Here is a 19,763-nt window from a genome sequence, read left to right as displayed (position 1 = left end):
CCTTGGTGTTAAAATGGTTTAAAACAAAAAAAACAATACCATAGAAATTATCAAGTGACAATATTTTAGACGGCCATTAACAACTTGTCTTGCATCTGGGCAACTTTTCGTCCAAACAGGGGGTCCCGCAAAGTCGTATTTGTAACTATCGTTTCCAGAATTCGGGGACCAGAAGTATAATTACGGTATAAATTTCCAATCGTCCTGCCAGCATGCACCAGCACAAAAGCCATTTGCCGGCCTGGGGCAGGTGTGCAAAGTTTTCCGTTGGTCCCACTGTGCCGAACCCCGGGCCGATGTTGCCGATGCAGGAGGCCACAGCACCTAAAGCGGTCAAAAAATCCACACCCAGTGAAGATAAAAGCGCGGTGGCTATGATAAAAATCAGGATATACAAGACGATGAATCCCAGGATGGAGCGCAATAATTCTTCGGAAATCAGGGTGTTGTTCAATTTGATATGGCTGACGCTGCGGGGATGAATCAGCTTGAACAGTTCCCGGTAGCAGTATTTGATGCAAACCATAATTCTGGCGCATTTCATACCGCCGCCCGTGGAGCCGGCACTGGCACCCATGAACATACCAAAAAATAAAAGAACATGGGACAGACCCGGGAATAATTCATAATCAGCCGTGGCGTAGCCTGTGGTGGTGACAATGGCGACCACCTGGAATATGGCGAATCTGAAGGCTTTAGAGAAGCTGTCATACAACGGTCCCCAGGTGTTCAATGTGATGATCAGGGTGCCTATAAGCACAGCGCACAGAAAAAACCGACATTCCGCGTCTTTCCAAAGCGTAATACCATTGCCCCGCAATATTTGGTAATGCAGAGAAAAGTTGATGCCTGCAAGCAACATAAATATGGTAATTGTATAATCAAAATAGGCGGAATCATAGTGGGCGATGGAGAGGTTCTTGGGTGAGAAGCCTCCGGTGGGCAGCGTGGTCAGGGCGTGGCAGATCGATTCAAATAAATTCATTCCCCCGAAATAAAGAAAAAGGGTGAGTAAAAACGTCATGCCTGCATACACCATCCAAAGAATCTTGGCGGAATCTGATAACCGGGGGGTCAGCTTATCAGGTACCGGACTTGGTACTTCGGCTTTATATAACTGGATGCCGCCCACCCCTAAAAACGGCAGAATGGCCAGGGAAAGAACAATGATGCCCATGCCGCCCAGCCACTGGATCAGGCTTCGCCAGAACAAAAGACTGGGCGCCGCCCCTTCAATGTTGGTCATCACCGATGAGCCCGTGGTGGTAAATCCGGACACGGATTCAAAAAAGGCATCCGTATACGTAGAAAAATCCGGGGCCAGAAAAAAGGGCAGGGCACCGAAAAGACCAACGCCAAGCCAGCCTAATGCCACAACGGCGATGCCTTCCCGCTGGTTAATGTAGTCATGGTCACCGGCCTTTTTTGAGATGAAAATCATTACTGCGCCTATAATACTGGTCACCGCCATGGCCGTAAGGTGGCCTTGATAGGCCCCGTCCTTGAAAAACAGGCTGCAGCCTAAAGGCAGCACCATGGAAAGTCCTAGTACAAAAAGAAGGACACCAATGATCCGTATAATAAAGGGCCAGCGCATCAGAAGAAACCAAGCTTTACAGCGAGCATCTTTTCTAAGTTTTTCACTGCGGCCTGAATCGCAAATAAAATGATTCGGTCTCCTGCCTGTACCCGATTGTCACCCATGGGGATAATGATTTCCTCCTGGCGGATGATACAGACAAGCAGGGTCCCTTTGGGGAAAGAGATATCCTTGATCGGCCCATTGGTGATGGTCGAGGATGCGAGTGCAACCGCTTCAATGAATTCTCCCTGTTCACCATAAATGGAAATGTCTGAAATCACATTGCCCTGGCGAATATCCTGCAGAATTGAGGACACCGCCGATACCCTGGGGCTGACCACTTTTTCAATACCGATGGTGGACAATAGCGGATAATAGCTTGCTTTACTGATGCGGGTAATGGTGTTGTCGACCCCCATGTTTTTTGCCAAAAGGGAGACAAGGATATTGGTTTCATCGTCATTGGTTACCGAGACCACCGCATCCATCTGATTGATATTTTCTTCCATGAACAGCTTTTGGTCTCCGCCGTCACCGTGAAGTACCACGGTTTTTCCCATTTGCATGGAAAGATCGTTGCATCGGTCCATACTGGCCTCAATAATTTTGACCTGAATATTGTCTTTCTCAAGGGACTGGCTAAGTTTGAAGCCGATGCGGCCGCCGCCCACGATAAGCACCCGTTTCACCGGCCTGACCGTTACTCCTAAAAGACCCAGGGTTTCCCTAAGCTTTTTGGTGTCACATACAAAATAGATCAGATCCCCTGCCATGGGTTTATGTTTACCCCTGGGTACAATGACTTTATTGTCCCGGATAATGGCGGCAATCAACGGCCGTTCCTGGCCAAAGACGTTATGGAAATCCGCCAGTTCCATTCCGGCGATGGGCGATGTTTCAGAAAGCCGCATACCCACATATTTGACTCGACCGTTAACAAACTCCCCCTTGTCCACGGCACCTGGAATGGTCATCAGTTTTCTGATGGTTTTGACAACCTCTGCTTCGGGGTTGATGATGTTGTCAATGTGCGGGGCTTCATTTTTAAGGCTGGTATGAAAAGGGATAAATCCTTCATTGCGCAAACGGACCAGTTTTCTGGTCATGGGCGAAATCTGGTTGGCGATCAGGCAGGATACAATATTGATTTCATCACTGTCTGTGACGGCCAGGAGAATATCCGCGCCAACAACGCCGGCCTCCCGCAGGGTATCCGGGTTGCTGCCCGATCCTGTTACGACCTTGACATCCAGGTCTTCAGCAATTTTTCTGGTGGCATTTGCGTCCACATCAACCACCACGACATTCTTGCTTTCAAGGGCCAGCCGACCGGCAATGTTGTAACCCACGCCTCCGGCACCGATTATCACTATTTTCAAAGGAAAACTCCCGGTTCAATATCAAGAATATGACTGCAACATTGAGCCCGTTTTTACTATATTTGACAGGGAACTGTCAACATAACCAAGGCTGATAAGGGAAACGCCCCGGGTCATCAGGAAAAATGAACCGAGGCGTTGGGGGGTGGCTTGATTCTATTGTAGGCCATTTTTCTTAGGGCAATCCCTCTGTGGTTGCCCTCGTCAGGGCAGGCACGGTGGGATGCCCCTACAGCGGTCGATGTTAGAACCAATTCTTCTTTTTATTCAATGATCAATTTTTACATCGTTGTGATGGGCATCCCCATAAGTTTCCATAGGAATATGGACAATGCGACAATCACCATCAATATGCCGGAAGCCGGAATACCGTACATGAAAAATTCACCTGTGGTAAACTGTTTGGAGTCGTAAGCAATGGCGTTGGGGGCGGCACCCACCAGCAGTAAAAACGGCATACCGGCGGTTACAAGAGACGCAAACAGGATGACCTCAGGTGCTACATTAAGATAGGGGGCAATCACCAGTGCCACGGGCAGGGATATGGCGATAGCCGCCACGTTCATGATAAAGTTGGTCATAATCATGACAAAAAATGCAATGCTTAAAATGAACACAAAGTAATTGGCCTTCTGGAACATGGTCAGCCAGTTGATGGCAAGCCACTCCGCAGCCCCTGTTTCCCACAGGCAAAAGCCGATACTCATGGCACCGCCAAATAAAAGGATGATATTCCAGGGAATCGTTTCAAGATCTTTGATGTCAAGAATATTGAAGATAAAAAATAAAACCGTTGCCACAAGCATGATTGCATTTTTGTCCAGGCTGGATATGGCAGGGATGAACTGTTTTATGGACATAATGGCAATGGCCAGAAAGATAATAGTGCCGGCCAGGATCTCCTGTTTTGTGATGCCACCCATGGCTTTTTCCAGTGCTTTGGCCTTTTCCTTGATTCCTGGGATGGTCTTTTTTTCGGGTTTAAATAAAACCATGAAAAATCCCCAGAGGATAAAGGTCATGGCCCAGCCCACAGGAAACATGTAATAGGTCAGTTCAAAAAAGGATATATCCCGGCCTACAATATCTTTAAAAAAACCGATGGCCACAGCGCCCCTGGCCGCGCCTAACAGCGTGACAATAGAACCGGCACCTGCCACAAATGCCATACCCATGAAAAGCCCCTTGCCGAATTTGGTGGGGCCGGGCTCATCTGTATACATCGCGTAAATGGTCATCAAAAGCGGAAACATGGTGGCCGCCACAGCCGTATGGGCCATGATATGGGTTAATGCCGCCGTGACCACAAAACAGCCCAGGTAAATCATGCTGGTTCTTTCTCCCACAACAGCAAGCATTTTGTAAGCCAGACGCTTGGTTAAACCTGTTTTGGTAAAGACCATACCGATGATCAGAGATCCGAATATAAACAGAACCGACGGGGTCATGAAATCCTTCAGGGCTTCCTTGGCTGTCCGGACGGCAAAAAGCACCTGGAGCGCGCCTAATGCCAGACTGGTCACGCCGATGGGCACCACTTCAAATACCCACCAGGTACCGGCCAGAAGAAAAATAGCAAGCGCGCCTTTGCCCTGGGCACTTAATACAAAACGTTTGCCTGTGGGATCCACAGCATCCGGCCATGCCGGAGAAAAATTAACAATAGCGAACAGGGTCAGACCGATAAGAATAAACAGAATTCTTTTCCAGTCCAGTTGTGTTTTTGATGCATCTTTATTTACAGTTGTCATTTGGGTCCCTCTCTTCTTTGGGTTAATGAATCATTGCTTCATTTAAATTTTGTTTTTATTAACATTTTTAATATTTTTCAACTGTTTGTTTTATCACGTTTTCCGTTTAAACGGTGTGGTTAGGTTTAAATTGCGAACGACGCCGCCCTTGTAAAAGTTAGGACCTATTTTCGTTTTAACGGATTTTACGCCGGGCACCGCCCCGGCAAGATCCATGATTTCCTTTTGTACCCGGGCAAGATTCATCACTTTTCTGTCCAGCGTAACCAGCACATGGCCCGAATCCGATTCAATAATCAGGTGGTATCCAAGGCCGGCTAACGCTGCATCAACCCTGGAACTGATATTAAAATCAACAGCATGCCTATTTTTATTGGCATTTTTCATTGAGCGTTTGATATCCGGTCGTATTTTTTCGATGGTCTGATTAACCTCGTCCCGGGTCATGTCATGTGTTGTTGTATCAATTTTTTTCCACGCCAGAGCCATATCGTGTCGTGCGGGATCCCATAGAGAGTCTAAATTTAACTGGGCGGCAAATCGTTGTTCCCTGTGGTCAGACCGGGCGATGGCCGTGGTGGCGGCCTGGCTGGATAACTGGTGTAGGCCCATGGCCCTTTGTCTGCGGACCTGCATGGGTGTCGCCGACATGATTCTGTAGATACCGGAAACAGATGCGGGAATCAAGTGGGATAAAGTACCTGAAAAAAGGCAGGGGCCGCTTAAAATATTCTGAGATATCTGTACTTTCAATGCGGCCAGGCATTTTTTTCTGTCGTGGGTAAAATTGTTAAAGGGGATGTGTCTGCACTGGATAGACCTGAAAATAAGGTCTGTTTTGAGATCATGGGCCTGACCGGTTTGTTTTACCAATACCGGATCTTCATATACAGTGCATTGATATACGGTGGATAATGCGTCAATGAATCGGTAAGGCGCGGCATATATACCGCATGTAATGGCAATCAGGGTCATGTTCTCTAATCTAATCAGTCAGGTTTCGGTTTATTGATTAAAATCAGGAACACAAGCAGCAAGGAATGTGCCATATTTTAAATTTGCTTGTAAAACAAATGGTTGTATTTTTAAAAGAAAAGGCTGAAACCAATTTGAAACATTTTGAAATAAAAAGAAAGACACTTCTTGAAACATTTTAAAACATCATATCAAACGCCCTTCAATCATACGGGTGAAAAAGATATCTCCCGAATTCAGGGTCTGGGTCTGCCACCGCTTAAAGGCATGCGACCAATTACCGGATACGCCGTCAAAGACCTCAATTTTTTTCCATTTTAAAAATTCATAATATTCATCTTCAATGGCCCCGCAGATCAATGTATTGATCTCCTGGACCAGAAGGGTATGGCACAGTTCATCCGGGGAGGATCTGGGCAGTACAATAATTTTTTTATCCTGAATATCGGAAAATTCAGCTGTTGTTAAAATGATGACTTCAGTGGTCAGGTCAAATCTGGGGACAATCTCTTCACCAAGTATTGGGATAGCTGTTTTATGAAGTGTCATAATTCTACTCTATTTGATACGCCTTGATTTTTCGCCATAGTGTACTGCGGCTCATGCCAAGAATTTGCGCGGCTTTATTTTTTTTGCCCCGGGACGTTTTCAACGCATCAATAATCATCTGCCGCTCCACCGAAGACCAGGTTTGTTCGGTTTCTGCTGATTGGGGCGCTGTAAAAGTCGGCAGTTGTTCCGATTGGGGGATTGGGACCGCCTCTGTTGCCGGTATCTTTGAAACCCTTTGTATCGGTTCATGATCCAGGAGATAGGCCGGCAGGTTATCCGCTTCGATTCTGGTACTCTGGGCCACATTCACGGCATACTCCATGATATTTCTGAGTTCCCGGATATTACCCTCATAGGTGTAATTCAATAAAACAGACAGGGCCGGTTCAGAAAAACCATTGATTTCTTTCCCCTGTTTTTTGGTGTAGTGGTTCAGGAAATGGTCAAGCAGAAGGCGGATGTCTTCCCCGCGTTCCCGCAAAGGCGGCAGATGTACCCTGGCCACATTCAGGCGGAACAGCAGATCTTTTCTGAATTTACCAATGGATACCATATATTTAAGGTCGCGGTGGGTGGCGGCAATAATTCGTACATTGGCGTTAAATCCTTTGGTGGCCCCTAACGGATAAATGATCCTGTCATCGAGAAATGTGAGTAATTTAACCTGCAGGGGCAGGGGCAGGTCTCCGATTTCCGTTAAGAAAATTGTGCCGTTGTGTGCCAGCTTGAACCGGCCGGGTTTATTTTCCACAGCACCGGTGAACGCCCCTTTCATATGACCGAAGATTTCGGATTCCAAAAGAGTGGCGGGTAGTGCTCCACAGTTTATTTTAATAAACGGACCGCCTGCACGCCCGGATGTCTGGTGTATGGCTTCCGCCACAAGATCTTTGCCCGTGCCGGTTTCCCCGGTGATCAGAATGGAGGCATCACTTTGGGCAAGCATGGGAAGGGTTTGAAAGATTGTTTCCATTTTTTGGCTTCGGCCGATGATATTGGCAAAACTGTAGGCCACATTCTTTTCACGGTCATTAGACGCACTGCTTCTCAAATCCTCGATGGTCTCCATATAACCTGTGAAATGCCCCTGGGTATCCATGATTTGTGCGGTCGTGATGCGGACCGGCAGTTTCTGTCGGTCTGTATTGATAATATCGCTGGTGCAGGATATGGACCGGTTTTTGCGGTGGGTGGCAAGGACCGGACAGTTGATGATGCATGCAGAACTTCGCAGGACATTTCTGCAGGGGATGCCCCTGGCCATATCCAGGGAAAACCCTGTCAGAGCCTGGAAGAATCGGTTGAGATGAACCACCCGCAAATTCGTATCCATCACCAGGATGCCCAAGGGGATTTCATCCAGAATATGGGCAAAATCCAGAGGAGATCGCATTAACTGATGAATTTCAGGAAATAAGTGCATCCGTGAACGGTGTTCCTTTTTTTAAAGTAGTTTCAAGTGCCAGTTCCAGGTGCCGGGGCGTGGTTTCATCCGAATGCCTTTCGGTATATTTTCAAACAGATTAACGTGCATGACAAAGCCGGCCTGTTTTAATTCCCCGGCTTTGGATGACAGATCCAGGGGCCAGTTGGGGAAGGTGTGGTAGGTCTTATTGTACTTGCTGGTCCAGGCGACTTCTCCCATGGGACTGGTAAAGCCTTTACCAAGCGCCAGGTCCGGGGCCGCAATCCTTGATATGGCCAGGGGCCAGTTGGCCCGGCAGACCACCCCTAAAGGCAGACAGCAGCGTCCCGGCAGGGATAAAAGGGTCCGGCTATCCAGTTCCGGGCTGACAATGGCCCCGGAAAACCCGTTGCGTTTCAATATTTCCACTGCAATACAATTGGTGATATTGCAAAAGGGACCTGCCCAGATGTTGAGTCTTTGGGGATTATCAAACAGGGTTATCTGCCAGGGAGAATTGAGTACAAAGTTTTTGGCCCCTTTTTTTAATGCGGTTTTGATATAATTTTGACAGATTTTTTCCTCATCGGGGAAAAGCACAGGATCCAGCCACAACCAGTCCTGGGCCTGGGCTTTGATTCCATAGCTGTTTGTAGAAATCCAGAAACCTGTATTATTAGGTGGTTTTGTGATCGGTGGTTTCTTTCTGAAAACATCCATTGCATATATATCAGGCTCTCTTTTCCTTCTATGACCCCTTGTTTGGCCATGTGATGTTATGCTCTCCCCTGCAGTTTTGTGGGTAAGGGACAGGGGGGATGGCTTAATCGTCACGTTGGGAAGTTCTCTGAGTTCGGCATCAAGGCGTGATAATTCTGCTTCCAGTTCTCTTCCTCTGCGGTCAATAATAAAAACAGAGGTGCCTTTTTTGATACGCCGGCCTTTTTTAGAAGATAAAAAATATTTTCCTTTTTTAGGAACAGCCCGGATTACCTTCTGGATTTGGTGAAAGCGCTCTTCTTCATATCCAATGCGTAAAAGATCCCCCGGCTGAAGCGCCTCCCTTGAAATAAAATAGGGATTCTCAGGATTTTTTATTCGGCCTAAAAACAAGCCGGATCCGGTTTCAGATCCATGATCCAGGGGATTTGATACCCGGTGGGATAAAAGATTGTAATGGCTGCCCTGTCGTCCCAACGCATACGCTAAAAATGACAACGCTTGTTTTTTCTGGTCCGGCGCATCCCTGAGCAGTTTATAAGCCATCACCGTGTAGTAAACATAATGGGGGCTTTTTTTTCTGCCTTCAATTTTCCAGGTGGTGATGTTGGGAATTTCCTTGAGTACTTTGGCCAGTACATCCGCTGACAGATCCATGCATGAGAAATATCGGGCTTTTTTTCCATTTTGTTCATACATCCGCCGGCAGGGCTGGACACAACGACCGCGCAGCGCGCTTTTTCCGCCAAACCAGGAGCTCCAGTAACACCGGCCGGATACGGCGTAGCAAAGCGCCCCATGGACAAACACTTCTAAATCCATGGTTCCGGGGACAGCCGCTGCCATGGCCCTGATTTCATCAAGGTTGAACTCTCTGGGCAGCACCACCCGGGAGAATCCCGCTTTGTGGGCCGCTTCAAGCCCGGCAGGATGCGTGCAGTTGGCCAGGGTGGACAGATGGAGATTGCCTTTGAATCCTGCCTGTTTTGCAAGGCTGACCATGGCAGTGTCCTGGATAATCAGGGCATCAACATCCGCATATCGGGTAAGCTTGTCAAGAATACGAAGCGCCTTGTCGGTTTCGGATTCTTTAATAATCGAATTAAAAGCAACATATACCTGAACCCCTTTTGAATGGGCAAATTGGGTCAGTCGTGCCAATTCTTCAATGGAAAAATTGCCGGCTTCCATGCGGGCTGAAAATATCTTAAGGCCGCAGTAAATGGCGTCAGCCCCGGCCGCTATTGCAGCAAGAAAAGAGTGTGTATCCCCGGCAGGTGCCAGAATGATAGGTGATTTTAATGGTTGGCAGCTCATAAGGCCCTTTATGCTCAAGTATGGGTAAAAATAGATATTTCATATTGCAATTTCAGTTAATAATGTCAGAATACCATCTTTGGGCTGTAAAAGCAGTCCTGGTAAACATTTAAAAAGATTATGGAAAAACAATGAGGAGGATAAATGTTTGCAATTCATGATGAAAACGGCTATGCAGTGCCCTTAGAAGGCATTGAGATGAAAACCTTGGTGTATGGGAAGGAGATGCTTCTGGTCCGGTTTAAAATGACCAAAGGCGCTTTGCTGCCTTCCCACACCCATCCCCACGAGCAGACCGGGTATCTTGTTTCCGGTCGCATCAATCTTTATATCGGGCATGAATGCCGCAATGCCGGCCCCGGAGATTCCTGGTGCATTGAGTCCGGGGTCGAGCATCGTGCTGAAGTCCTGGAAGACAGCGTTGCTATTGAGGTTTTTTCACCGGTACGGAAAGAGTACCTGCCCGCAACCTGATGATCTCGATCATCAGGTTTTTAGGGAATTTTTTCCAACGCCGAAGTTGGGCAACGTAAGGGCCATGGAACTTTTAAAATTGGATCATCAAGTGATGAACATGAATCCGTAGGGCCTTAAGCGTCAGGTATGCATATTTTACAGGGTTTGTAACCCTGGGATTCAGCCTCTTCCTTTGTGATAAAATCCATGCTGCAATTTTTACCACTGGCAAAATTACACGTCACGCTATGAAAAACCAGGGTTTCAATATTTCCTTTAAATTGAACGCATTCATCTGCCGGTGCTTCTGCTTCTGGTGCTAAGGATTCAGCAGGCTGCCGGGGCAACGTGGCGGGGTTTTCAGAGGCTTGCTCTATTTCCGGTTCCGGCTGCTCATCTGTATTCGTTTCTATTATTTTTTCGGTTGGTTCCTGCGCCGGTTTGATATCTTGTTTGTCGAGGAGAGCTTCGCTTTTTTTATCTGATTTGTCCGTGTTTTTTTCTATTATTTCAGACGGTTCAATCTCAGCTTCATTGTTTTCTGATTGCTTGAGTTCCTCAATACCAAGATATACTGCAATGGCACCGCCAAGGATCATCAACACAGGAATCAGTCCTGTCAAAAAATTTAAAAAATTAAAAAAAGTGAACGAAAAACCAGGTACACCAATGAGTAATACCAAGGCACCGATGATAAATTTTTTCATCAATCCTCCAAAAGGAAACCCCGTCCTTTAGGTCGGGTAGGAATTTTGGATTACAGGAGATTCTCCGAGCTACAGGGGTTACTGTAAATCGAAGAAAATCCACACTTACCTACTACCAAAATACGGCTTCCGCCGTTCATCGCCGAAGCGGGTTGTTTCTGCCTTATTAATGAGCCCCCAAGGCCGTATGCTACCCTTTTTAGAGTGAAAATTGCCGCATTGTCAAGGCAATGGCGCAAAAATTGACAATTATTGACATTAAAATGCCTTTTTTTTTATAACGGCCATGACCTGACGGGCACAACAAACAATGACAGATGTGAGTCGTGAGTGCTGAGTTATGAGAAAAACAGCTTGTTTTAAATCGCATCACTCAAAACTCACGACTTTCATATAAACACAGCCAGGATAAAGTAACAGACCGGCAGAAAATATAGAAGGGCCCGTACCATGGGTGAGAAATTTTTTTGTCCCGTAAATACGACAATGCATAATCCTACGAACACGGAAGCCCCCCTGAAACCCATGGAGAGATAACTCCAGCGCAAAATCGTTGTACTAAATCCAGCCATGACAACGGCACCTGAGAGAAGCAGGATCGCAATTGTACACAGCCTGATAATGGTTAGACTGTGATCCGAATTTTTTGTAAACAAGCGTCGAATTCCATCCATATAAATGTTGGTGGTCACACCAAGGACAAGGCCTGCGCCGGTACCCAGGACAGCCAGAAGAAGTACGGCAGAACAAAAAGCAGCTATTGCCGAGGGCAGGGTCTGTTGAAAGAAAAAGGGCAAGGCCTGGGCACTGTTGCCTTCAAGTTCCGGAAAGTTGGCCCTGAGAAAAAGCCCAACAATAATACCTAAAATGCCGATGGGAGGGATGACAATGGCGGTAAGAAATGCACCATTTCTGGCTTCTCATATGGTTTTAGCTGAAAAAATGGCCTGCAAATAAATTTGTGTGGACAATACGCCTGTGATCATAGCGGCAATATCAATGCTTGTTGTTCTTATTCCATTGGAAAAGAAATCAAAAAAATCAGTATTTTCGGGTAATTGGGCTAAAATGTTGGTCATTCCGCCGCCGTTGACCAGCGCAATACCTGCACACACAATCATGATGGCGTACAGCAGGAAAAATTTGATTTTTCCCACCATTCCAGCCCCGGAAATTCCGCCTGAAATGACAAAGAATCCCATAAGTACCATGGTAATGAATAAGGAGACCGGCAACGGGAAATGGAATACTGAGTTTAAAATAGCCATGGCTGCCAGATACTGGGCAATGATATGGATAAACATGCCGCAGGAATTGAGCATGGAACAATAATACTGGAAGTTTCGGCCAAAATATCTGCCGAGCAGTTCGGAAACTGTCGTGACCTGCTCCCGTCTTAATGCTGCGGCAAAAAAGCACCCCAGGATAAAACAGGAGATACCGCTGCCCAGAGTAAAAATCCAGGCGCTGACGCCATGATCGTAGGCTGATTGAACTGTTCCGATGGTTGAAACACCCCCTACAAGGGTGCCGATAATTACCCAGGAGACCTGGGTGGCGGAAAGCGATCTGCCGGCCGTTGAAAAATCTGATCCATTAACCACCCGCCTCTGATTTTTTAAAACCAGACTACAAAAAAGAATAAATGCGCCGACAAATACGAGCGCGTATACAAACTGCCCCAACTTTTTTCTCCTTGAAATTTACCGGATCCTTTAGAGCCTTTTCAGGGATAAGTTCATAGTATAGGAATTTCCATTCTCCAGTACCCAGCACCCAGCACCCAGCACCCACCACCCACCACCTAACAGTCCGCCCAAAGGGCGCTAATTTAATAGATGGCAGGCTCTTAGGCAGGATTCGGCTTTTAATTTTAAAAGTGCAGTTCTACGCTTGATTTGCACATAAGGCAATGGAGAAATCGGGGTTTATTATGTTTTGGGAGAAACACCAGGAGGTGCTATGGTAACGGAACATCGGGATCAGGACTTCGGTATAGCATGATCCACCACATCCTAAAAGCCATCAGGGCGTCGGCATCTTCCTGGTGTTGGCATTTAAAAAGGCTTAAGGAATATGCCTCTTCAAACTCTTCCGGGGTGAAAACGAAATCATTTTGATCCAGAATCTTTTGCCGGGTTTGACTGGTCTGTGCTTTTACCAGTCTGCTTCTAAGATCATTGTCATGTTGGCCTTGCCGAATAAAGTTAAGGGCGTTTTGAATTGTCATATGGTTCTCCTGAAAAATTTTATGAATTAAAAAAGAAGCAAAGACAATGCCAAAAAAACTAGACCGAACCACGGAAAGCACGGAAAGGCACGGAAATCAAGTTTCCGTGCTTTCAGTGGTTATAAATAGAAGGTGTTGATCGTATCAGAAAGGTCGGCATTAATAACAAAATTGAACTATTGAAAACGATTTTGTAAGAGTTGAAAAAGCATTGGTAAATTATTTTAAGGTCATTTAATATAGCCAAGGTATCATTAATAAGGAGTGAATCAGGTGATAAAACCAGACGTAAAACCCATTTTTTGCAGTTTAAAACCCAAAGACATCATTGGCGTGGCCGCACCATCGGCCAGGTTTGATGCGCAGATGTTTCAAAAAGGGGTCCTGGCGCTTAAATCCATGGGGGTTGAAGTGCATATCCCTAACGGTATAACAGGCCGGCACAGATACCTTGCCGGCACGGATCGGCAACGGGCGGATGTGCTTAATTCGCTGTTTGCCGATCCTAAAATCAACGGCATCATAGCGGCAAGGGGCGGATTCGGTGCCATGCGCCTTTTGCCGTTTCTGGATTGGGATATCATTGCCGGAAACCCGAAATTGTTTATGGGGTTTTCAGATGCCACGGCGTTGATCATTTCTCTGGTATCCAAAACCGGCATCTGTGCCCTGCACGCGCCAAATCTGGTTTCCCTTGGCCGGGCGGATGAACAGACGCTGGACAGTTTCTCAAAAAATTTGACAGGCTGTTTTACACGTATTGATCTGCCTTCTGATCAGGTGCTTGCGGGAGGATGTGCCACAGGGCAGCTTCTGGGGGGGAATCTGGCCACCCTTGTTCATATGATCGGGACAGCGTATCAGCCTGATTTTACCGACAGTATTCTCTTTATAGAGGACGTGGGGGAACCGGCATACAAGATTGACCGGATGCTGACCCAGATGAAAATGGCCGGTGTGCTGGAAGGTGTTAAAGGGGTTGTGACCGGGTCTTTTGAAAATTGTGACGATGACGCCTATATCCCCGAGATCATTCAAGAGGTGTTTTTTGACGCAGATATCCCGATCTGCATGGGAATTGACGTGGGGCACGGGGCGGTTAACCTTTCCCTTCCCATGGGGGGAGCCGCTACCCTGGATGCAGACCGTCCATGTCTTGAATGGGATTTTACCGTAAAATGAAATGTCGCGTCTTTCAAAAGATTGATGACGTCATGACCAATGCTGTGGCTGACGGTGTGTTTCCGGGCGCTGTGCTGCTGTGGGCGCATGGAACACATATTTTTTACCACAAGGCCTTTGGGGTTACGGATATAAGGTTCGGGGACCCTGTGACATTGAATACGATTTTTGATCTGGCCTCTTTGACCAAGCCGCTGGCCACAGCTCTGGCTGTGGCAGATCTGATTGCATCAGGGCGGTTATCCCGGAAAACTTGTTTAAAAGATGCCCTGCCGGCTGCCTGTGGAACAGGTAAAGCCGATATCACCATTGACATGTTGCTGCGCCACAGGTCTGGTCTGCCTGCCCACCGTCCCTATTTTAAATCGCTGCCCGTCCCTGTCCCCGGCATCGCCGCTGGGAAGTGCCTGCGGCAGCTGGTCCTGGCTGAACCCCTGGAATATGAGCCTGATTCCCAGGAAATTTACAGTGATCTGGGATTTATTCTCTTGGCCTGGGTGGTGGAGCATCTGTCCGGTGTTCGGCTGGACACATTTGTTCATGAACGGATCTTTGCGCCTTTAAATATTTATGATTTGTTTTTTAATCCCCTTTGCTCTGATTTGATAAATCCCGAGAAGGATAAATCTTCTCTTGTTTTTGCCGCGACCTCCCGTTGTCCCTGGCGAAAAAAAATGATGCTGGGGGAGGTGGAAGATGAAAATGCCTGGGCGGCGGGCGGCATTGAAGGGCATGCCGGTCTGTTTGGTACAGCTGCCGGGGTTCATCGCCTGTGTTGTCAGATCCTGCACGCACTTGAAAATAAAGAAACCAAAGTAATAAATTCTTCGGTTATTCGATGTTTTGCCTATAAAAACAATGAGATGGCGCGTCCGGCAGGCTTTGATTCTCCAAGTCAAGAGAACGCATCGTCAGGACGTTTTTTTTCTAAACGATCTGTCGGACACTTAGGCTTTACCGGCACATCTTTCTGGATAGATCCTGATAATGAACTGATCACGATACTTTTGACCAATCGGGTACATCCAAGCCGTGAAAATATTGATATAAGGAAATTCAGACCCAGGCTTCATGATTTGATCGCATCTATTTATAAGGACAATATACAGGCGTGAAACACTTTTATTCTTGTAAAAAAAATTTAAGTTTGTTAGCAACTATGTTCTTAGTAGTATTTTTTCATTATCTATTTGATAAAACACAACTCCCAATTTGTATGAAAGAGGACAAATGAACTTTGTAACAGATACTTTGCTTGGGGCTTTTTCCAATGACCTGGCCATTGATCTTGGCACTGCAAATACGCTGGTTTATGTTAAGGGCAAAGGAATTGTATTAAGTGAGCCGTCAGTGGTGGCGGTTAGAACGGATAAGCGGACCAGAAACAAAGTGCTGGCAGTGGGGCTGGAAGCAAAGCGTATGTTGGGAAGAACACCGGGGAATATTGTGGCCATCCGACCTATGCGAGACGGGGTTATTGCTGATTTTGCAGTCACCGAAGCCATGCTCAAGCACTTTATCCGTAAAGTTCATAACAACAGAAAAACGCTGGTGCGTCCAAGAATTATTATTGCCGTACCGTCCGGGATCACCCAGGTGGAAAAACGAGCGGTCAGGGAAAGCGCGGAATCTGCCGGCGCCAGAGAGGTTTTCCTTATAGAAGAGCCCATGGCTGCGGCAATCGGCGCAGGCCTTCCCATTACGGAACCCACTTGCAATATGGTTGTAGACATCGGTGGGGGGACCACTGAGGTGGCGGTTATCTCCCTGGCCGGAATTGTCTATACACAATCCCTGAGGGTCGCCGGAGACAAGATGGATGCTTCCATCAGCCAGCATATCAAACGCAAATATAACCTGCTCATCGGCGAAAGAACCGCCGAAATTATCAAAACAACAATCGGCAATGCCTATCCTGATCCGGAACACCTTGAGACCATTGAAGTCAAGGGCAGGGATTTGGTTTCCGGAATCCCTAAGATATTGGCCATTGATTCCGAAGAGGTCAGGATGGCTATTTCCGAGCAGATTGAAGCCATTGTTGAAACTGTTCGTATTGCCCTGGAACAAACCCCGCCGGAACTGGCCGCTGATATCGTGGACTCCGGGATCGTTTTAACCGGTGGTGGTGCCTTGTTGAAAAACCTGGACAAACTGATTCAAGAAAAATGCGGTCTTCCCATTGTCGTGGCGGATGACCCTTTATCCACCGTGGCGCTGGGCTGCGGCAAATCCCTTGACAGTATCGAAATTCTTAAAGAAGTGGTCATCAGCTAAAGGTAATGTTTTCCAGACGGATCATGATGATTGTCGGCGTGGTCTTTTTTGTTGTGGTGGGGCTCACCGTAATCACCATGTCCAGCAGGGAAACCCTGTCGGTAGGGGGGATTGAAAGACTGACCATAACCCTTACTGCTCCGTTTCAATTTGTGACCTCCCGCATCATCGGTTTTACCGAATCGGTATGGCAAACCTATTTTTCCTGTGTGCTTGCCGTAGAAGAGAACCAGGTATTGAGACGTGAATTGTCAAAGGCCCGACATGCAGCGAACAGGTGCAAAGAGCTTGAGCTTGAAAATGCCCGTTTAAAAAAATTTGTCAATTTTCAAAACTCAATGCCCGCGGCTTATGTGGCAGCCCAGGTGATTGCCCGGGATCCGTCACCCTGGTTTAAAACCATCATGATTGATAAGGGTGAAAAAGACGGGTTAATTAAAGGCCTTCCGGTGCTGGTGTCGGAAGGGATCGTAGGACAGATTATTAAAGTATCCGGTCGTTTTTCCCGGGTGCTGCTGATTATCGACCGCAATTCAGCTGTTGATGCGCTGATTCAGGATACCCGCGTTCGCGGCATGGTCAAGGGCAATAATAAAGACACCTGTTCCTTTGTATATACGTTGAGAAAGGATCCGGTGCAACAAGGACAGGTGATTGTCTCCTCAGGGTTGGATCAGGTATTCCCAAAAGGATTAAGAATCGGAACGGTACTTGATGTAAAAAAAAATCATTCCCAGCTGTTTCAGGATATCATCATAAAAACCGCCGTAGATTTTAACAGGCTTGAAGAAGTGCTGGTATATAGAAATGCCGATTGACAGACGGGTATGATGAATTTCATATTTTTTTTCGTTGTCACGCTATGTCTGGTTATTATTCAAACTGTCGTTATTCCGGAGTTTTCCTGGTTCCCCTACGCGTTCGATCTGATGATCATCAATGTATTGTATCTGAGCCTTTTTTCCCTGCGCTGCTGGATACCTTTCTGTCTTATGATCATCGGCAGCATCATGGACAGCCTGTCAGGATCGCCGTTTTTTCTGCATACCACCGCGTATCTGTGTATTTACCTGGTCGTTTTTTTTCTGCGGCGGCTGGTTTTTCAGCGCAGCGCTGTTTTTGTATGTATCGTCAGCCTTACATCCGCCTGCATTTATCAGATCCTGATTCTGTTTAGTATTTTTCTGCTCCAGGGTCACAACGCCATTGCGGCGACAGATTACCGCCTTTGCATCGGTCAGGTCCTATGGGCCGCTGTCGGTATTCCCATCGGCGTCTGGTTTATGGGAAGCGTACACCAGAATTTTTCACACGCCGTAAACCAGTCCTGCCGGCACATGGCGCGCAAATACAGAGGATAATATGGGTGGAATCCATAAACATTCAGACAGGGACTGGATCAAGCATCGATATATAGGAGGCGGTCTGTGCATTATTTTTATTTTCGGCGTTCTTTTTCTAAGGCTTGTTTATCTTCAGATGATCCATGGCGAAGAGTATCGGCGGCTGTCAACGACCAATTGTGTCCGGCTTAAAAGTATAAAATCCTCCCGGGGGTTGATTTATGACCGCAATCATAATCTTCTCGTGGACAACCGGCCGGCCTTTGACTTGACCATTGTACTTGAAGATGCCAAGCCCCTGAAGCAAACCCTTGAGCGGCTAAGCGAACTGACCGGCGATACCTATGAAGACCTGACGGCAACCATAAAAAAAGCAGGGCGATCGGCATTTTATAAACCAGTTGTTCTTAAACGGGATATAACAAGGAATCTGCTTGCGGTCATAGAAGCCCATCAGTTTGATCTGCCTGGTATTCTCATTGATATTGAACCCACCAGAAACTATATCCATAAAAAAACCGCTGCCCATCTGATAGGCTATCTTGGGGAGATCAATAAGGAAGAATTGGCTTCCGGTAAATTTCCTAATGTCCGGTCCGGGGATTCCATTGGTCGATACGGGGTTGAAAAAAGCTTTGAAGCGGATTTACAGGGCAAAAGGGGGGGGCACCAGGTTGAAGTGGACGTAAACGGCCGGGTGATAAAAATATTGAAGACTGTGGAACCTGTTTCCGGAAAGGATCTGGTTCTGACAATGGATTTATCTCTTCAGCAGAAGGCTGAACGCTTGCTTGGGGAGAATGATGGGGCTGTTGTGGCCCTTGACCCCTCAAACGGTGATGTCCTGGTCATGGCATCATCGCCTAGTTTTGACCAGAATGATTTTATTGGCGGTATCTCCACCGAGAAATGGCAGGCGTTAAGAGATGATCCGGGCAGACCCATGAACAACAAGGCAATTCAGGCGGAATATCCCCCGGCATCCACATATAAAATTATAACGGCCCTGGCAGGGCTTGAAGAAAAAGTCATTGACCGTAATTCAACCTTTTTCTGCCCGGGATTTTATAAGTTTGGCAACCGGCGCTACCATTGTTGGCATAGATACGGACACGGCCATTTAAATGTTGTGGATGCCATTGCCCAGTCCTGTGATGTGTTTTTTTATCAGGCTGGCGAAAAAATTGGGGTTGACGCCCTGGCAACGTATGCACATGGCTCCGGTCTGGGGCGGTTGACCGGCATTCGTCTGGCCCATGAACGCCCAGGGTTGATTCCCACGTCAGCATGGAAAAAAAAGCGATTCAAAGAGCGCTGGCAGGCGGGTGAAACCCTGTCCATCAGTATCGGCCAGGGGTTTAATCTGGTTACCCCTTTACAGATGGCGGTGTTTATTTCTGCGGTTGGCAATAAGGGAACCCTTTATCGGCCAAGGCTTGTTAAATCCGTTCAGGATGCCAAAGGGCAGGTGATAAGGGAAATTGAACCCGATATTACCGGTGGGTTGCCGGCGTCGCAAAAAAATTTGGCCATTGTGCGACAAGGGCTTTTAGAAGTTGTTCATGGCAACCGCGGCACTGCCCGGCGCATCCGTCTTCCCGGCATTCAAATCGCCGGCAAAACAGGTACCGCACAGGTTTTTTCCCGTAAGGCCGGGGAAAAGTTTGATAACAAAAAATTGAGGCGCACCCTCCAGGATCATGCCTGGTTTGTCTGCTATGCGCCTGCGCAGAATCCAAAAATAGCCATTGCCGTGATCATTGAACATGGGGAGCATGGCTCCAGTGCAGCTGCTCCCGTTGCAAAAGAGTTGATTCATGCCTATCTTGGGAACCCTGACGTCCCAACTGCCGTGGTCAAACAAGACCAGGCATATGTGGAGTAAAA

General features: G+C 47.1%; 19 protein-coding genes. 7 read left to right on the top strand and 12 right to left on the bottom strand.

Annotated elements, in window-relative coordinates; genetic code table 11:
- Positions 1–145: 145 nt before the first annotated feature.
- The 8 genes from HXW94_RS05935 to HXW94_RS05905 form a co-directional block, all read right to left on the bottom strand.
- Positions 146–1,597: a TrkH family potassium uptake protein gene (locus HXW94_RS05935; RefSeq protein WP_178365982.1), complete on the bottom strand. Its 1,452-nt coding sequence runs from the start codon at positions 1,595–1,597 to the stop codon at positions 146–148.
- Positions 1,597–2,961, bottom strand: a complete 1,365-nt coding sequence (gene trkA / locus HXW94_RS05930) for a Trk system potassium transporter TrkA (protein WP_178365981.1) — start codon at positions 2,959–2,961, stop codon at positions 1,597–1,599. The genes HXW94_RS05935 and trkA overlap by 1 nt, the downstream gene beginning before the upstream one ends.
- A gap of 281 nt (positions 2,962–3,242) precedes the next feature.
- Complete coding sequence (locus HXW94_RS05925) at positions 3,243–4,712, bottom strand: SLC13 family permease (protein WP_178365980.1); 1,470 nt, start codon at positions 4,710–4,712, stop codon at positions 3,243–3,245.
- A gap of 93 nt (positions 4,713–4,805) precedes the next feature.
- Complete coding sequence (locus HXW94_RS05920) at positions 4,806–5,687, bottom strand: cytidylate kinase family protein (RefSeq protein ID WP_178365979.1); 882 nt, start codon at positions 5,685–5,687, stop codon at positions 4,806–4,808.
- A gap of 30 nt (positions 5,688–5,717) precedes the next feature.
- Positions 5,718–5,864 carry a hypothetical protein gene (locus HXW94_RS19215; RefSeq protein ID WP_218576592.1) on the bottom strand — a complete coding sequence of 49 codons (147 nt, stop codon included), beginning with the start codon at positions 5,862–5,864 and terminating at the stop codon, positions 5,718–5,720.
- Between the two features lie 9 nt (positions 5,865–5,873).
- Positions 5,874–6,236 carry a NifB/NifX family molybdenum-iron cluster-binding protein gene (locus HXW94_RS05915; protein WP_178365978.1) on the bottom strand — a complete coding sequence of 121 codons (363 nt, stop codon included), beginning with the start codon at positions 6,234–6,236 and terminating at the stop codon, positions 5,874–5,876.
- A 4-nt stretch (positions 6,237–6,240) separates the two neighbouring features.
- Entirely contained in the window at positions 6,241–7,662 is a 1,422-nt protein-coding gene (locus tag HXW94_RS05910; protein ID WP_178365977.1) for a sigma-54 interaction domain-containing protein, read from the bottom strand.
- Between the two features lie 21 nt (positions 7,663–7,683).
- Positions 7,684–9,681, bottom strand: a complete 1,998-nt coding sequence (locus HXW94_RS05905) for a peptidase U32 family protein (RefSeq protein ID WP_178365976.1) — start codon at positions 9,679–9,681, stop codon at positions 7,684–7,686.
- Between the two features lie 144 nt (positions 9,682–9,825).
- Between HXW94_RS05905 and HXW94_RS05900 the strand changes: the two genes are divergently transcribed.
- Positions 9,826–10,155, top strand: a complete 330-nt coding sequence (locus HXW94_RS05900) for a cupin domain-containing protein (RefSeq protein ID WP_178365975.1) — start codon at positions 9,826–9,828, stop codon at positions 10,153–10,155.
- A gap of 116 nt (positions 10,156–10,271) precedes the next feature.
- Here HXW94_RS05900 and HXW94_RS05895 read toward each other — a convergent pair whose 3' ends face one another.
- The 4 genes from HXW94_RS05895 to HXW94_RS05885 form a co-directional block, all read right to left on the bottom strand.
- The gene (locus HXW94_RS05895) at positions 10,272–10,844 is read right to left on the bottom strand and encodes an Ada metal-binding domain-containing protein (RefSeq protein WP_178365974.1); all 573 of its coding nucleotides are present in this window, start codon (positions 10,842–10,844) and stop codon (positions 10,272–10,274) included.
- Positions 10,845–11,233: 389 nt separating this feature from the next.
- Positions 11,234–11,641: a hypothetical protein gene (locus HXW94_RS19460; protein ID WP_246293763.1), complete on the bottom strand. Its 408-nt coding sequence runs from the start codon at positions 11,639–11,641 to the stop codon at positions 11,234–11,236.
- A gap of 123 nt (positions 11,642–11,764) precedes the next feature.
- A complete protein-coding gene (locus tag HXW94_RS19455; protein ID WP_246293762.1) occupies positions 11,765–12,529 on the bottom strand; it encodes a sodium:solute symporter family transporter in 765 nt (254 codons plus the stop codon).
- Between the two features lie 275 nt (positions 12,530–12,804).
- Positions 12,805–13,074, bottom strand: coding sequence for a Nif11-like leader peptide family natural product precursor (locus HXW94_RS05885; protein ID WP_178365973.1), 270 nt, complete (start codon positions 13,072–13,074; stop codon positions 12,805–12,807).
- A 273-nt stretch (positions 13,075–13,347) separates the two neighbouring features.
- On the opposite strand from HXW94_RS05885, the gene HXW94_RS20100 reads away from it, so the two are divergent.
- From HXW94_RS20100 to mrdA, 6 genes are all read left to right on the top strand, one after another.
- Positions 13,348–14,256, top strand: coding sequence for a S66 peptidase family protein (locus tag HXW94_RS20100; protein WP_343054556.1), 909 nt, complete (start codon positions 13,348–13,350; stop codon positions 14,254–14,256).
- Positions 14,253–15,371 carry a serine hydrolase domain-containing protein gene (locus HXW94_RS05875; protein WP_178365971.1) on the top strand — a complete coding sequence of 373 codons (1,119 nt, stop codon included), beginning with the start codon at positions 14,253–14,255 and terminating at the stop codon, positions 15,369–15,371. Before HXW94_RS20100 ends, HXW94_RS05875 begins: the two co-directional genes overlap by 4 nt.
- Before the next feature lie 115 nt (positions 15,372–15,486).
- Positions 15,487–16,533 carry a rod shape-determining protein gene (locus HXW94_RS05870; protein ID WP_178365970.1) on the top strand — a complete coding sequence of 349 codons (1,047 nt, stop codon included), beginning with the start codon at positions 15,487–15,489 and terminating at the stop codon, positions 16,531–16,533.
- Between the two features lie 5 nt (positions 16,534–16,538).
- The gene (mreC, locus tag HXW94_RS05865) at positions 16,539–17,351 is read left to right on the top strand and encodes a rod shape-determining protein MreC (RefSeq protein ID WP_178365969.1); all 813 of its coding nucleotides are present in this window, start codon (positions 16,539–16,541) and stop codon (positions 17,349–17,351) included.
- A gap of 9 nt (positions 17,352–17,360) precedes the next feature.
- Positions 17,361–17,894, top strand: a complete 534-nt coding sequence (locus HXW94_RS05860; RefSeq protein WP_178365968.1) for a hypothetical protein — start codon at positions 17,361–17,363, stop codon at positions 17,892–17,894.
- Position 17,895: 1 nt separating this feature from the next.
- Entirely contained in the window at positions 17,896–19,761 is a 1,866-nt protein-coding gene (gene mrdA / locus HXW94_RS05855; RefSeq protein WP_178365967.1) for a penicillin-binding protein 2, read from the top strand.
- Positions 19,762–19,763: the final 2 nt, after the last annotated feature.

Origin of the sequence: Desulfobacter latus, from assembly GCF_013389365.1 — a bacterium.
In the GTDB taxonomy this organism is placed as follows: Bacteria; Desulfobacterota; Desulfobacteria; order Desulfobacterales; family Desulfobacteraceae; genus Desulfobacter; species Desulfobacter latus.
The sequence above is the reverse complement of the archived record's forward strand: the minus strand, read 5'-3'. Positions and strand labels throughout refer to the sequence as shown.

What these genes read in the sequence shown, in the direction of transcription:
- HXW94_RS05900 (WP_178365975.1), top strand. Translation starts at nt 9,826, where the DNA reads ATGTTTGCAATTCATGATGAAAACGGCTATGCAGTGCCCTTAGAAGGC.
- mrdA (WP_178365967.1), top strand. Translation starts at nt 17,896, where the DNA reads ATGGGTGGAATCCATAAACATTCAGACAGGGACTGGATCAAGCATCGA.
- HXW94_RS05905 (WP_178365976.1), bottom strand. Translation starts at nt 9,681, where the DNA reads ATGAGCTGCCAACCATTAAAATCACCTATCATTCTGGCACCTGCCGGG.
- HXW94_RS05910 (WP_178365977.1), bottom strand. Translation starts at nt 7,662, where the DNA reads ATGCACTTATTTCCTGAAATTCATCAGTTAATGCGATCTCCTCTGGAT.
- HXW94_RS19215 (WP_218576592.1), bottom strand. Translation starts at nt 5,864, where the DNA reads ATGTTTCAAGAAGTGTCTTTCTTTTTATTTCAAAATGTTTCAAATTGG.
- HXW94_RS05895 (WP_178365974.1), bottom strand. Translation starts at nt 10,844, where the DNA reads ATGAAAAAATTTATCATCGGTGCCTTGGTATTACTCATTGGTGTACCT.
- mreC (WP_178365969.1), top strand. Translation starts at nt 16,539, where the DNA reads ATGTTTTCCAGACGGATCATGATGATTGTCGGCGTGGTCTTTTTTGTT.
- HXW94_RS05925 (WP_178365980.1), bottom strand. Translation starts at nt 4,712, where the DNA reads ATGACAACTGTAAATAAAGATGCATCAAAAACACAACTGGACTGGAAA.
- HXW94_RS05875 (WP_178365971.1), top strand. Translation starts at nt 14,253, where the DNA reads ATGAAATGTCGCGTCTTTCAAAAGATTGATGACGTCATGACCAATGCT.
- HXW94_RS05920 (WP_178365979.1), bottom strand. Translation starts at nt 5,687, where the DNA reads ATGACCCTGATTGCCATTACATGCGGTATATATGCCGCGCCTTACCGA.
- HXW94_RS05935 (WP_178365982.1), bottom strand. Translation starts at nt 1,597, where the DNA reads ATGCGCTGGCCCTTTATTATACGGATCATTGGTGTCCTTCTTTTTGTA.
- HXW94_RS05870 (WP_178365970.1), top strand. Translation starts at nt 15,487, where the DNA reads ATGAACTTTGTAACAGATACTTTGCTTGGGGCTTTTTCCAATGACCTG.
- HXW94_RS05885 (WP_178365973.1), bottom strand. Translation starts at nt 13,074, where the DNA reads ATGACAATTCAAAACGCCCTTAACTTTATTCGGCAAGGCCAACATGAC.
- HXW94_RS05860 (WP_178365968.1), top strand. Translation starts at nt 17,361, where the DNA reads ATGATGAATTTCATATTTTTTTTCGTTGTCACGCTATGTCTGGTTATT.
- HXW94_RS05915 (WP_178365978.1), bottom strand. Translation starts at nt 6,236, where the DNA reads ATGACACTTCATAAAACAGCTATCCCAATACTTGGTGAAGAGATTGTC.